The 12,949-nt window shown below is 64.5% G+C and carries 13 protein-coding genes; 11 read left to right on the forward strand and 2 right to left on the reverse strand.

Translation table 11 applies throughout. The annotated features are described in order from the left end of the window. Nucleotides 1–29: 29 nt before the first annotated feature. Nucleotides 30–722 (reverse strand): CatB-related O-acetyltransferase, encoded by a 693-nt coding sequence (locus F6X61_RS07200; protein WP_153786003.1) that lies wholly within the window; start codon nt 720–722, stop codon nt 30–32. Between the two features lie 145 nt (nt 723–867). Between F6X61_RS07200 and F6X61_RS07205 the strand changes: the two genes are divergently transcribed. Next, a complete protein-coding gene (locus tag F6X61_RS07205) occupies nt 868–1,329 on the forward strand; it encodes an Lrp/AsnC family transcriptional regulator (RefSeq protein WP_110994299.1) in 462 nt (153 codons plus the stop codon). A gap of 18 nt (nt 1,330–1,347) precedes the next feature. On the opposite strand, the gene F6X61_RS07210 is transcribed toward F6X61_RS07205, so the two are convergent. Continuing rightward, on the reverse strand, nt 1,348–1,638 hold the full coding sequence (locus tag F6X61_RS07210) for a DUF3077 domain-containing protein (protein ID WP_153786004.1): 291 nt from the start codon (nt 1,636–1,638) through the stop codon (nt 1,348–1,350). A gap of 505 nt (nt 1,639–2,143) precedes the next feature. On the opposite strand from F6X61_RS07210, the gene F6X61_RS07215 reads away from it, so the two are divergent. The 10 genes from F6X61_RS07215 (at nt 2,144) to F6X61_RS07260 (ending at nt 12,914) form a co-directional block, all read left to right on the forward strand. Beyond that, nucleotides 2,144–2,458, forward strand: coding sequence for a DNA-binding transcriptional regulator (locus F6X61_RS07215; RefSeq protein WP_153786005.1), 315 nt, complete (start codon nt 2,144–2,146; stop codon nt 2,456–2,458). Between the two features lie 162 nt (nt 2,459–2,620). Next, a complete protein-coding gene (locus F6X61_RS07220) occupies nt 2,621–4,303 on the forward strand; it encodes an NAD(P)/FAD-dependent oxidoreductase (protein WP_153786006.1) in 1,683 nt (560 codons plus the stop codon). A gap of 16 nt (nt 4,304–4,319) precedes the next feature. Further along, nucleotides 4,320–5,102, forward strand: a complete 783-nt coding sequence (locus F6X61_RS07225) for a carbon-nitrogen hydrolase family protein (protein WP_153786007.1) — start codon at nt 4,320–4,322, stop codon at nt 5,100–5,102. 208 nt (nt 5,103–5,310) lie between these two features. Beyond that, nucleotides 5,311–7,626: a pyrroloquinoline quinone biosynthesis protein PqqF gene (pqqF, locus tag F6X61_RS07230; protein ID WP_153786008.1), complete on the forward strand. Its 2,316-nt coding sequence runs from the start codon at nt 5,311–5,313 to the stop codon at nt 7,624–7,626. Nucleotides 7,627–7,794: 168 nt separating this feature from the next. Then, the gene (pqqA, locus tag F6X61_RS07235; RefSeq protein ID WP_008365141.1) at nt 7,795–7,866 is read left to right on the forward strand and encodes a pyrroloquinoline quinone precursor peptide PqqA; all 72 of its coding nucleotides are present in this window, start codon (nt 7,795–7,797) and stop codon (nt 7,864–7,866) included. A 77-nt stretch (nt 7,867–7,943) separates the two neighbouring features. Continuing rightward, nucleotides 7,944–8,855, forward strand: a complete 912-nt coding sequence (pqqB, locus tag F6X61_RS07240; RefSeq protein WP_153786009.1) for a pyrroloquinoline quinone biosynthesis protein PqqB — start codon at nt 7,944–7,946, stop codon at nt 8,853–8,855. A 122-nt stretch (nt 8,856–8,977) separates the two neighbouring features. Then, nucleotides 8,978–9,733 (forward strand): pyrroloquinoline-quinone synthase PqqC, encoded by a 756-nt coding sequence (gene pqqC, locus F6X61_RS07245; protein ID WP_153786010.1) that lies wholly within the window; start codon nt 8,978–8,980, stop codon nt 9,731–9,733. Then, nucleotides 9,730–10,005, forward strand: a complete 276-nt coding sequence (pqqD, locus tag F6X61_RS07250; RefSeq protein ID WP_153786011.1) for a pyrroloquinoline quinone biosynthesis peptide chaperone PqqD — start codon at nt 9,730–9,732, stop codon at nt 10,003–10,005. Before pqqC ends, pqqD begins: the two co-directional genes overlap by 4 nt. Beyond that, nucleotides 9,977–11,125 carry a pyrroloquinoline quinone biosynthesis protein PqqE gene (pqqE, locus tag F6X61_RS07255; protein ID WP_153786012.1) on the forward strand — a complete coding sequence of 383 codons (1,149 nt, stop codon included), beginning with the start codon at nt 9,977–9,979 and terminating at the stop codon, nt 11,123–11,125. Before pqqD ends, pqqE begins: the two co-directional genes overlap by 29 nt. Next, entirely contained in the window at nt 11,091–12,914 is a 1,824-nt protein-coding gene (locus F6X61_RS07260) for a S9 family peptidase (RefSeq protein WP_153786013.1), read from the forward strand. Before pqqE ends, F6X61_RS07260 begins: the two co-directional genes overlap by 35 nt. Nucleotides 12,915–12,949: the final 35 nt, after the last annotated feature.

Below are 12,949 nucleotides of genomic sequence, written 5' to 3' on the forward strand. Positions count from 1 at the left end.
CGGCTTTTTCGTTTCTGCGGCCCGTCCGTTCACTGCGGGCCGGCCAGCACCTCGCCACCCTTTCGGCTTAGGCGAATCCGCCCATAGCGTGCCGGGGGAAGTGGCTCAATTGCCGCCAGGCAGGCCGCCGGGTCATTGAGCGGCAAACGCTGCAACGCCTGCACGTCACGCTCCCACCAACGGCTGGCGAGCAGACGCTCGATCATGTCTGGCGGATAGCGGTAACGAACCACCCGGGCAGGCACACCTGCCACCACGGCATAGGGCGGCACGTCACGGGTGACCACGGCACGGGTGGCGATGATCGCCCCGGTACCGACCTTGACCCCTTCCATCACCATCGCGCTGTGCCCGATCCACACATCGTGACCAATACTGGCCATGTCCACGCGCGCGGTGTATTCAAGGGTGGTGCCGGTGTACTGGAACGGGTGGGTACTGAGCCAATCGACCGGATGGGTGTTCTTTTCCTGGCCGATCACGGCACCGCTGCCGATCGAACAGAAGCGTCCGATCGATTCGACCAGTTGCAGAAGGCAATCGCTGCGGATGTAGGTGTGGGCGCCGATCGACAGTTCGCGGCAGTCGAGTATGACATCGCCGAGGCGGACCTCCTGCTCAAGGTCGAGTACGGCGCGCTTGCCGAACTTCGACACCCCCAGGCCGACTTTGCCCCCCTGGCGACGTATCCAGCGCTTCCAGTACCAGTCCCTGAGACTCATCTGCAACTCCGCCTGCAATGGTGGCCCCCCGATCCTTGCCGGGCGGCATGAGGCCGCAATATTAGCGGCTTGCACCACAAAAGCCAGCGCTTGCCCTGCAGCGTGGCGGCTGGCTAGGCTAGCGCGTCCACTGCAGAGATTAGCCATGCCTGACTCACGCCCCATCGCCCTCGACGAAATCGACCGCCAGCTGATCGCCCTGTTGCAGATCAATGCCCGCGAAAGCGTCGCCACCCTGGCCCGGCAGCTCGGTATCGCCCGCACCACGGTGAATTCGCGCCTGGCACGGCTGGAGAAGAGCAAGGTAATCACCGGCTATGGCGTCCGGCTTGGCCAACGCCTGATCGGCGGCGGGCTGCAAGCCTATGTGGGGATCAAGGTGCAGCCGCGTGCGGGCAAGGAGGTGGTGCGGCGGCTGTCGGCCATGGGCCAGGTGCAGCAGCTGTGTGCCGTAAGTGGCGAGTTCGACTATGTGGCCTGGCTGCACAGCGATTCGCCGGAACAGCTGGACCAACTGCTCGACCAGATCGGTAGCCTCGACGGGGTCGAGAAGACCACCACGTCGATCATTCTCAGCAGCAAGGTAGACCGGGGGCAACCGGGCTGACTGCCCCACGGTCGGCCATCAGGCCTCCATCGCGTCAAGCAGGCCATCCGTCAGTGCCCGGATGGTTTCAGCCGAATGCACGATCGACCAGATCATCGCCCGATTCGCCTCGGGCGCGTGATGCAGGGCGTAGTCGTCGGCGATTTCCTGGATCGCGGACGCCAACATGCTGGTGTGCACAAGCGCGTCGGCGGCATCGACGCCGGGGCGGACGGTGAAGATGGGCGGGTGACTGGACTGGCAGGTGCAGAACGGGCGCTCGGTGGTGGGATTCAGTTTCAGGGGTGGGTCGGGGACGATTTTCTTCATGGCGCAGTTTCCAAGTTGGGCTAGGAAAAGCTGCCCACTGTTCCTTCTCACAGGAACAAGGTGGCAGCCATACGCGGGGTGAGAAACCGGCCAACTTGGAATCCGGCCAGGCAATAGCCTGCCCGCGCACGGCTGCCATAAAGCATGCCTCGGCGCTCAAGTTGAAGGATGGGTTTCTCACGCCCAGTCACCGAATGTGCGGCGACCGCAAGAAATTAGCCGTGAAGAATTACCCGTGCAGCCAGACCAGAGCGACAAGACGAGTAGGATAATTCCCTATCTTTAGATGGTCTGTAGGAATGATGGACAGCCCATCGCCGCAGATGCCGAACAGACGGGGGCACCCAAGGCTACAGCCCTTTATCTGCGACATATTCAGCAATTCTCTCCCCTCCCTCTTCTCCCCTCTCCATTTGGGCTGGCAGCAGTCCACCCTATTGACGATTTGACGACCAAATCACAAACTATACGCAAAATACGTACAGATATTTGATGAGGGCCGCCAATGCCACGCAACATCTTCACTGAACTCACCGAAGGCTTCGACGCCCTCGCCGGCGAACGGGCCGGCAAGCTCACCCTGCGCTCGCACAAGGTCGAATTCGAACAACTGGCACCGCTGGTACCCAACGAGCTGATCGAACTGCGCCAGCGCCTGAACATGTCGCGCGCAGTGTTCGCCGCCTACCTGCGCACCAACGCACGAACCTTGGAGAACTGGGAACAAGGCCGTTCTCAACCCAACGCCCAGGCCATCGCCTTGATCCGCCTGGTGCAGAAGTACCCCGAGACAGTCGAGCACCTGGCCTCCTTGCGCTGATTCGTCGATATGAGATGCAATAGCATCATAACGACGAAACAAACGACATAACGACGCCACTCTGCATCTTATTTACGAACACCGCGCTTCATAAAATGGCCACCAGTCATTCTCTATACTCAGGCTCCGCCCCCTGCGCAGCCTCTCTGGCAAGGTCATTACATGAACAAGAACAACCGCCACCCCGCCGACGGCAAGAAACCCGTCACCATCTTCGGCCCGGACTTCCCCTTCGGCTTCGATGACTGGCTGGAACACCCGGCCGGCCTGGGCAGCATCCCCGCAGCGCGGCATGGCGAGGAAGTGGCGATTGTCGGGGGTGGCATTGCCGGGCTGGTGGCGGCCTACGAACTGATGAAGCTGGGCCTCAAACCGGTGGTGTACGAAGCGTCGAAGCTGGGCGGGCGCCTGCGTTCGCAAGCCTTCAATGGCACCGATGGCATCGTCGCCGAGCTGGGCGGCATGCGCTTCCCGGTGTCGTCCACGGCGTTCTATCACTACGTCGACAAGCTGGGCCTGGAAACCAAACCCTTCCCCAACCCGCTCACCCCGGCCTCGGGCAGCACAGTGATCGACCTCGAAGGCCAGACCTACTACGCCGAAAGCAAGGCCGACCTGCCGCAGCTGTTCCACGAAGTGGCCGATGCCTGGGCCGACGCCCTGGAGAGCGGCGCGCAATTCAGCGATATCCAGCAGGCCATCCGCGACCGCGATGTGCCACGCCTGAAAGACCTGTGGAACAAGCTGGTGCCGCTCTGGGATGACCGCACCTTCTATGACTTCGTCGCCACCTCGCGCTCGTTCGCCAAGCTGAGCTTCCAGCACCGCGAAGTGTTTGGCCAGGTGGGCTTCGGTACCGGCGGCTGGGATTCCGACTTCCCCAACTCGATGCTGGAAATCTTCCGGGTGGTCATGACCAACTGCGACGATCATCAGCACCTGGTGGTCGGCGGTGTCGAGCAGGTACCGCAGGGGATCTGGCGCCATGTGCCGGAACGTTGCGCCCATTGGCCGGCCGGCACCAGCTTGAGCTCGCTGCACGGCGGCGCACCGCGCACCGGGGTCAAGCGCATCGCTCGGGCCTCCGATGGCCTGCTGGCCGTTACCGACAACTATGGCGACGTACGCCACTATGCGGCGGTGCTCACCACCTGCCAGAGCTGGCTGCTGACCACCCAGATCGACTGCGAGGAGGCACTGTTCTCGCAAAAGATGTGGATGGCCCTGGACCGCACCCGCTATATGCAGTCGTCGAAGACCTTCGTGATGGTCGACCGGCCGTTCTGGAAAGACAAAGACCCGGAAACCGGCCGCGACCTGATGAGCATGACCCTGACCGATCGCCTGACCCGCGGCACCTACCTGTTCGACAACGGTGACGACAAGCCAGGGGTGATCTGCCTGTCCTACGCCTGGATGAGCGATGCCTTGAAGATGCTGCCGCACCCGACCGAAAAGCGCGTGCAGCTGGCCCTCGATGCACTGAAGAAAATCTACCCCAAGACCGACATCGCCGGGCACATCATCGGCGACCCGATCACCATTTCCTGGGAAGCCGACCCGCACTTCCTCGGCGCCTTCAAGGGCGCGCTGCCGGGCCACTATCGCTACAACCAGCGCATGTACGCGCACTTCATGCAGCAGGACATGCCCGCCGAGCAGCGCGGCATCTTCATCGCCGGTGACGACGTGTCGTGGACCCCGGCCTGGGTGGAAGGCGCGGTGCAGACTTCGCTGAACGCGGTGTGGGGTATCATGAACCACTTCGGTGGCCAGACCCACCCGGACAACCCAGGCCCAGGCGATGTGTTCCATGAAATCGGCCCCATCGCCCTGGCCGACTGAGCGAAGGAGTAGCGTGATGCGCATCGCCCTGTTCCAGGGCACGCCCGGCCCCCTGGACGTGCCCGGCAACCTCGAACGCCTTCAGCACCAGGCCCAGCTGGCCGCCCAACAAGGCGCCCAACTGCTGGTGTGCCCGGAAATGTTCCTGAGTGGCTACAACATCGGCCTGGACCAGGTGGAACGCCTGGCCGAGGCCGACGATGGCCCTTCGGCGATGAGCGTGGTGGAAATCGCCCAGGCTCACCGTATCGCCATCGTCTACGGCTACCCCGAACGGGCCGACGACGGCGCGATCTACAACAGCGTCCAGTTGATCGACGCCCATGGCCGCAGCCTGTGCAACTACCGCAAGACCCACCTGTTCGGCGAGCTTGACCGTTCGATGTTCAGCCCGGGCGCCAATCACTTCCCGGTGGTCGAGCTTGACGGCTGGAAGGTCGGCTTGCTGATCTGCTACGACATCGAGTTCCCGGAGAACGCCCGGCGCCTGGCACTGGCCGGCGCCGAGCTGATCCTGGTGCCGACGGCGAACATGGCGCCGTATGACTTCGTCTGCCAGGTGACCGTGCGCTCGCGGGCGCAGGAGAACCAGTGCTACCTGGTGTACGCCAACTACTGTGGCAGCGAAGGCGAGATCCAGTATTGCGGGCAGAGCAGCATCGTCGGGCCGGACGGCAGCCTGCTGGCAATGGCCGGGCATGACGAGGGCTTGTGGCTGGCGGAACTGGAGCACGAGCGAGTGGTGAAAGGGCGAGAGGCGTTTCCGTACCTGGCCGATCTGCGCCGCGACTTGCACTGACAGGGGACCCAGCGCGCACCTTGTGGGAGCGGCTTTAGCCGCGAAGCAGACGACGCAGTGGATGGCACCGGCTTTGCCGGTGTTCGCGGCTGAAGCCGCTCCTACAGGTCCCGCTAAATCAGTAAGTTATGTGCAATCCTATGGGAGCCTGCTAGGCGGCGAATGGGCCAGCACAGACAACACCGCCTTGGCGCGCTAGCATGACGCCATGCCCGACACTACCCGTCACCTGACCCTGCCCAACGGCCTGCACCTGACCCTGCGCCACGCCCCGCGCCTCAAGCGCGCCGCTGCAGCCTTGCGAGTACACGCCGGCAGCCATGACGCACCTGCCAAATGGCCGGGCCTGGCCCATTTCCTCGAACACCTGTTCTTCCTCGGCACTGCCCGCTTCCCGTTGCAAGACGGCCTGATGCGCTACGTGCAGGGCCTGGGCGGCCAGGTGAACGCCAGCACCCGTGAGCGCACCACCGATTACTTCTTCGAGGTACCGCCCATGGCAATGGCCGGTGGCTTGGAGCGCCTGTGCCAGATGCTCGTCGAACCGGACCTCGGCCTGGAACGCCAGCGTCGCGAACGCGAGGTCATCCACGCCGAGTTCATCGCCTGGTCGCGCAACCCCGAAGCCCAGCGCCAGTTCAACCTGCTGCAGTCGGTGTCGGCGCACCATCCGCTCAGTGGGTTCCATGCGGGCAACCGGCACAGCCTGACGCTGCACGCTCGCGGCTTCCAGCAGGCACTGAACGCTTTCCATCGGCGTTTCTACCAAGGCGGGCAGGTGACCCTGAGCCTGGCCGGGCCGCAGCCGCTGGACGAGCTGGAGCAACTGGGCAAACAGTTCGGTGCGCTGTTCCCGGCAGGTGTGCGTGAGCAGCGGGATCCCCCTGTGAACCTACTCGACGGGCAGCTGCGTCCCCCCGCAGCCAGCGGCTCGCGCCATGACCTGCTGTTCGCCCATGAAGGCCTGCCCGCGGCGGCAGAACAGGCACTGGACCTGCTGCTGACCCTGCTCAACGACAGCCGACCAGGCGGCTGGTTGGCCGAACTGCGCCAACGCGGCTGGCTGCAGGGCTGCACCACGCAATTGCTGTATGCCCACGCCGGGCAGATGCTTTGGCATATCCAGCTGCAGCTGCCCGCCGCAGCCTCACTGCACAGGGCACAGTCGCTGCTGCACGGCTGGCTGGGCTTCATCCGCAGGCAGCCGGCCGAACAGTTGAACGATGCCTACGCCCAGTTGCAGCATTGCCGCAAGCAAAGCTGCAGCGCGCTCGAACTTGCGCGCCGCGACAGCAGTGGCCAGCCCTTCGAGAAGCTCGATGAGCAAGGCCTTGCGGCCTTCGCCAGGTTGCTGGACAGCTTGCCCCACGCAAACAGCGGCCGCTGGCAGTTGCCACCCGCAGAGCCGCTGCTGGACAGCACGATGCCTGCCCACAGCGCACCACTGCCCACGGCCCTGACCCTCGACAACAACCTGCCGCCCACCCGCCAGTTCGCCAGCCTCTACTTGCGTTGGCACATCCCATCGCCGCTGCGCGTTCGCTTCCAGGCAATCATCGAACGCGCCTTGCAACCGCTGCAGGAGCGCGCCGAGCGTGTTGCCCTACAGTTGCGCTTCAGTGCCAGCGGTGAGTACTGGCAACTGCAGGCCGCCGGTCAGCCGACAGCGGTGATCAGAGGTATCGAAGAAACCCTCGCAATCATGCACAGACCCGCCGCCGAGCACTGGACTGCCCCTGCTGCCGTGGAACCGGAACTGATCCCGATACGCGCCCTGCTCAAGGCATTGCCGGATGCGCTGATGGCCGGTGAGGAACAACCGCAGCCATCCTGCATCCTCACCCAGCCCTTGCTCGACTCGCTGTGGCAACAGGCCCACTGGCAGGGCCTGGCAGTGGGCTTCGCGGCAACGCAGCACAACGCCCTGGGGGCTGCATTGCAGGGGGTCATGGGCCAACCCGGCGCACCCCGGGCGAAGGTGGCGATCACTGGCCGGCAGTGGCGGCAGGTACCCACGTCGGGCAGCGAGCCGGCACTGCTGCTGTTCTGCCCGTTGCCGGCTGAGCTGCAGCCGGCCGGCCGCCTGCTCGCACACCTGCTGCAAGGCCCGGTGTACCAGCGCCTGCGGGTGGAGTTGCAACTGGGGTACGCCGTATTCAGTACCTTCCGTCAGGTCGAGGGCGTCGGCGGGCTGCTGTTTGGCGTGCAATCACCCCACGCCAGCCATGAGCAGATCCTCGGCCACCTGCTGGGCCTCCTGCACCAAGGCATCAGCCTGGATACCCAGAGCCGCCGGCAACTCGCCGAGCAGTTCGACGAAGCCAGCATGGGCAACGCCGAGGTGGCTGAGTGGGCTTGGCAGGCGCACATCGCACAGCACAACCCAGACCTTTCCTACACAAGCTGGTCTATTCTCAATACCGAGCAGGACTTTCTGGACGATTTGTTGCAGCTGCTGATCAGTGCCCGCCACGGCTGGCTCTGCCTGGGTAATGCCGCAGCACCGGACGCTCGCTGGCAGTAGGTGCAGCTGGATTGTTACCCGGAATGTAACGGCGCTTTTCGAAGAATTAACCTTTCGGTACATATAATTCTTGTAAGATAGCGCAACCCCGGCTAATGGAACTGCCTGTTTCAGGCGGTACCCAATCATCAGCTGTTCAACTCAACCCCATCCGGAAGGAGACATCCCATGTGGACCAAACCCGCTTACACCGACCTGCGTATCGGCTTCGAAGTCACCATGTACTTCGCCAGCCGCTAAGCAGCTCTGCGGTTCAACGCCTCGGCCCGCCGGGGCGTTTTTGTTTTCGGACACGGTTTTTCGGATAGAGAGTGGCCATGTACATCCAGATTCTCGGCTCTGCCGCCGGTGGCGGGTTCCCGCAGTGGAACTGCAACTGCGCCAACTGCAAGGGTTACCGCGACGGCACATTGCGCGCCACTGCGCGCACCCAGTCTTCCATCGCGCTGTCCGACGACGGCGAGCACTGGATCCTGTGCAACGCCTCGCCCGACATCCGCGCCCAGTTGCAGGCCTTCGCGCCCATGCAGCCGGCCCGCGCCCTGCGCGATACCGGCATCGACGCGATCGTTCTGCTCGACAGCCAGATCGACCACACCACCGGCCTGCTCAGCCTGCGCGAAGGCTGCCCGCACAAGGTGTGGTGCACCGACATGGTCCACCAGGACCTGACCACCGGCTTCCCGCTGTTCACCATGCTCAGCCACTGGAACGGTGGCCTCATCTGGAACCGCATCGAGCTCGAAGGCAGCTTCGTGATCGACGCCTGCCCCAACCTGCGCTTCACCCCCTTCCCCCTGCGCAGCGCCGCACCGCCCTACTCGCCGCACCGTTTCGACCCGCACCCGGGCGACAACCTGGGCCTGCTGGTGGAAGACACCCGCACCGGCGGCAAACTGTTCTATGCGCCGGGTCTGGGCCAGGTCGACGACAAGCTGCTGCAGATGATGCACGGCGCCGACTGCCTGCTGGTCGACGGCACCCTGTGGGAGGATGATGAAATGCAGCGTCGCGGTGTCGGCACCCGCACCGGCCGCGAGATGGGCCACCTGGCGCAGAACGGCCCGGGCGGCATGCTCGAAGTGCTGGACGGCTTCCCACGCCAGCGCAAGGTGCTTATCCACATCAACAACACCAACCCGATCCTCGACGAAGACTCGCCAGAAAGGGCCGAGGTGCAGCGTCGGGGTGTGGAAGTGGCCTTCGATGGCATGAGCATCGAATTGTGAAGGTATTGCACAAGCCTGTGGGAGCGGGTTCACCCGCGAATGCGGCAGTGAATGCACCGAAGCATTCGCGGGTAAACCCGCTCCCACAGGGGCCGATGGTTCATTCCAAGGGAGTGCGCTGAATGAATGACGCAACACCGATGTCCCCTGCCGAATTCGAGCAGGCCCTGCGCGCCAAGGGCGCCTATTACCACATCCATCACCCGTATCACGTGGCGATGTACCAGGGCCGCGCCAGCCGCGAGCAGATCCAGGGCTGGGTGGCCAACCGCTTCTATTACCAGGTCAACATCCCGATGAAGGATGCGGCGATTCTGGCCAACTGCCCGGACCGCGAAGTGCGCCGCGAGTGGATCCAGCGCCTGCTCGACCATGACGGCGCCCCAGGCGAGGACGGCGGCATCGAGGCCTGGCTGCGCCTGGGCCAGGCCGTGGGCCTGGACCCGGACCAGTTGCGCAGCCAGGAGCTGGTACTGCCCGGCGTACGCTTTGCCGTCGACGCCTACGTCAATTTCGCCCGCCGCGCCAGCTGGCAGGAGGCCGCCAGCAGCTCGCTGACCGAACTGTTCGCCCCGCAGATCCACCAGTCGCGGCTGGACAGCTGGCCGCAGCACTATCCGTGGATCGACCCGGCCGGCTACGAGTACTTCCGCACCCGCCTGGGCCAGGCCCGCCGCGATGTGGAACACGGCCTGGCGATTACCCTGCAGCACTACACCACCCGTGCCGGGCAGGAGCGCATGCTTGAGATCCTGCAGTTCAAGCTGGATATCCTCTGGAGCATGCTCGACGCCATGAGCATGGCCTATGAACTGAACCGCCCGCCCTATCACAGCGTCACGGCTGAACGGGTCTGGCACAAGGGGATCGCCCTATGAGTTTCAATCGTGAACGGGTGCCCGCCTGGCGCCCCGGCTACCGTTTCCAGTACGAACCGGCGCAGAAGGGCCATGTGCTGCTGTACCCCGAAGGCATGATCAAGCTCAACGACAGCGCCGGCCTGATCGGCGGGCTGATCGATGGCCAGCGCAGCGTTGCGGCGATCATCAGCGAGCTTGAACAGCAGTTCCCCGGTGTGCCCGAAGTCGCCGACGATATCGAGCAATTCATGGAGGTGGCCCGTGCCGAACACTGGATCACCCTCGCCTGAGGTGCCGGTCGGCCTGCCTTTGTGGCTGCTGGCCGAGCTCACCTACCGCTGCCCGTTGCAGTGCCCGTACTGCTCCAATCCGCTGGACTTCGCCGAGCAGGGCAAGGAACTGACCACCGAGCAGTGGTTCAAGGTGATGGCCGAAGCCCGCGAGATGGGCGCTGCGCAGATCGGTTTTTCCGGCGGCGAGCCGCTGGTGCGCCAGGACCTCGCCGAACTGATCGGTGAAGCCCGGCGCCTGGGTTACTACACCAACCTGATCACCTCCGGCATCGGCCTCACCGAGCAGAAGATCGCCGCCTTCAAGCAGGCCGGGCTGGACCATATCCAGATCAGCTTCCAGGCCAGCGACGAGCAGGTGAACAACCTGCTGGCCGGCTCGAAGAAGGCGTTCGCGCAGAAGCTGGCGATGGCCCGGGCAGTGAAGGCCCACGGCTACCCGATGGTGCTCAACTTCGTCACGCACCGGCACAACATCGACAAGATCGACCGCATCATCGAGCTGTGCATCGCCCTGGAGGCCGACTTCGTCGAACTCGCCACCTGCCAGTTCTACGGCTGGGCGCAGCTCAACCGCCTGGGCCTGTTGCCAACCCGTGAGCAGCTCGAGCGAGCCGAGCGCGTCACCAACGAATACCGCGCCAAGCTCAAGGCCGAAGATCACCCCTGCAAGCTGATCTTCGTCACCCCGGACTACTACGAAGAGCGCCCCAAAGCCTGCATGAACGGCTGGGGCAGCCTGTTCCTGACCATCACCCCCGACGGTACCGCCCTGCCGTGCCACGGCGCACGCCAGTTGCCGGTGCAGTTCCCCAATGTGCGCGAGCATGACCTGCACCACATCTGGTACGACTCGTTCGGTTTCAATCGCTTCCGCGGTTATGAGTGGATGCCCGAACCCTGCCGTTCGTGCGACGAGAAGGAAAAGGACTTCGGCGGCTGCCGCTGCCAGGCGTTCATGCTCACCGGCGATGCCAGCAAGGCCGACCCGGTGTGCGGCAAGTCGCCGGACCACGGCATCATCCTCAAGGCCCGCGAGGAGGCCGAACATGCCACCCTTGCCATCGAAGAGCTGACTTTCCGCAATGAGCGCAACTCCCATGTCATCGCCCGCGGCTGAGTTCAGCGCCGCACAGGCGGTGGCCGCCGGTACCGATTTCGCCGAGCTCAAGGCCGGTGAGCAGGGGTTGTTCTGGAACGAATTCCGCCCTGCCGACGGCGCTTGCCGTATCTGGCACTGGCGCGACCAGCAGGCCCGCTGCCTCACCCCCGATGGTTTCAGTGTGCGCAGCCGGGTGTACGAATATGGTGGCGGCAGCTTCTGCCTCGCCGATGATGGCCTGGCGTTCGTCAACGAGAATGATCAACAGGTCTATCTCCAGGCGCTCGACGGCACGCCACCTCACAGGCTGACCCAGTACACCGATTGCCGTTACGGCGACCTGCTATGGCACAAGGGTGAAATGCTGGCGGTCGAGGAGCGTCATGGCACCGATGTCGAGCACCGCTTGGTTGCCCTTGCCGAAGGCCGGCGCGATGTGCTCGCCGAAGGGGCCGACTTCTATGCCACGCCGGCCATGAGTACCGATGGCTGCCGCCTGGCCTGGATTGAATGGGACCGCCCGCAGCAACCCTGGACCCTCACCCGCCTGATGTGTCGCGAGCGCGATGCAAGCGGTGCGTGGGGAGCGCCACACTGCATTGTCGGTGGTGCAGAGTCCCTGCAACAACCGCGCTTCGATGCCCAGGGCCGCTTGTACTGCCTGTCTGACCTCGACGGTTACTGGCAACCCTGGGGCGAGGTCGATGGGCACTGGCAACGCCTGCCCTCGGCAAGCGCCGACCACGCAGCGGCCCCTTGGCAACTGGGGCCCTGCACCTGGCTGGCGCTTGGCCCGCAAAGCTACCTGGCCAGCTGGTTCGAGGATGGCTTCGGCCAGCTCGGGCTACACAGCCATACGGGCGAGATGACGCGATACGCCAGCACCTATACGCGCTTTCGCAGCCTGGCCATGGATGCCGGGCATATCTACGCCATCGCCGCGTCGCCGATCAGCCCGCCGGCCGTGATCGCCATCGACCGCAGCAACCATGACGTCCAGGTGCTGGCTGGCGGCGCTGAAGTACTGCCCGCCGCGCATATCAGCACCCCGCAGCCGATGCGCTACGCCAGCGGTGATGGCGTGGCCCACGGTTTCTTCTACCCCGCCATGGCCGGTGGCACAGCGTCGCCGCTGCTGGTGTTCATCCACGGCGGCCCGACCTCGGCCTGCTACCCGGTGCTCGACCCGCGCATCCAGTACTGGACCCAGCGCGGTTTCGCCGTCGCCGACCTCAACTACCGCGGCAGCAGCGGCTATGGTCGTGCCTACCGCCAGGCCTTGCATCTGCGCTGGGGCGAGAGCGACGTGGAGGATGCCTGCGCCGCCGTCGCCCACCTCGCTTCGCGTGGCCTGATCGACCCGAGCCAGGCCTTTATCAGGGGCGGCAGCGCCGGGGGCTATACCACCTTGTGCGCCTTGGCGTTCCACGAGGTCTTCCGTGCCGGTGCCAGCCTTTATGGCGTCAGCGACCCTGAGGCACTTGGCCGTGCGACCCACAAGTTCGAGGGCGATTACCTCGACTGGCTGATCGGCGACCCGCTGCGCGATGCCGAACGTTATCGCCAGCGCACGCCTCTGCTACACGCCGGGCGGATCAAGGTGCCGGTGGTGTTCTTCCAGGGCGAGCTGGACGCGGTGGTGGTACCGGATCAGACCCGCAGCATGCTCGACGCCCTCACGGCCAACGGCATAGAGGCCGAGGGGCATTTCTATCCCGGCGAGCGACATGGCTTTCGCCAGGCGGCGAACCTGGCGCATGCGCTGGAGGAGGAGTGGAAGTTCTATTGCCGGGTGTTGAACCGGTAGATGAGTGGAGCTTGCCGGCGATGAGGCCACCCAGG

The sequence above is a fragment of the Pseudomonas sp. EMN2 genome, assembly GCF_009650555.1.
Taxonomy (GTDB): domain Bacteria; phylum Pseudomonadota; class Gammaproteobacteria; order Pseudomonadales; family Pseudomonadaceae; genus Aquipseudomonas; species Aquipseudomonas sichuanensis.

Excerpts from the sequence above, each read along its gene's own strand:
- pqqB (WP_153786009.1), top strand. The coding sequence starts at position 7,944 with ATGTACATCCAGATTCTCGGCTCTGCCGCCGGTGGCGGGTTCCCGCAG.
- F6X61_RS07215 (WP_153786005.1), top strand. The coding sequence starts at position 2,144 with ATGCCACGCAACATCTTCACTGAACTCACCGAAGGCTTCGACGCCCTC.
- pqqC (WP_153786010.1), top strand. The coding sequence starts at position 8,978 with ATGAATGACGCAACACCGATGTCCCCTGCCGAATTCGAGCAGGCCCTG.
- F6X61_RS07220 (WP_153786006.1), top strand. The coding sequence starts at position 2,621 with ATGAACAAGAACAACCGCCACCCCGCCGACGGCAAGAAACCCGTCACC.
- F6X61_RS07225 (WP_153786007.1), top strand. The coding sequence starts at position 4,320 with ATGCGCATCGCCCTGTTCCAGGGCACGCCCGGCCCCCTGGACGTGCCC.
- F6X61_RS07210 (WP_153786004.1), bottom strand. The coding sequence starts at position 1,638 with ATGAAGAAAATCGTCCCCGACCCACCCCTGAAACTGAATCCCACCACC.
- F6X61_RS07200 (WP_153786003.1), bottom strand. The coding sequence starts at position 722 with ATGAGTCTCAGGGACTGGTACTGGAAGCGCTGGATACGTCGCCAGGGG.
- pqqD (WP_153786011.1), top strand. The coding sequence starts at position 9,730 with ATGAGTTTCAATCGTGAACGGGTGCCCGCCTGGCGCCCCGGCTACCGT.
- F6X61_RS07205 (WP_110994299.1), top strand. The coding sequence starts at position 868 with ATGCCTGACTCACGCCCCATCGCCCTCGACGAAATCGACCGCCAGCTG.
- F6X61_RS07260 (WP_153786013.1), top strand. The coding sequence starts at position 11,091 with ATGAGCGCAACTCCCATGTCATCGCCCGCGGCTGAGTTCAGCGCCGCA.
- pqqF (WP_153786008.1), top strand. The coding sequence starts at position 5,311 with ATGCCCGACACTACCCGTCACCTGACCCTGCCCAACGGCCTGCACCTG.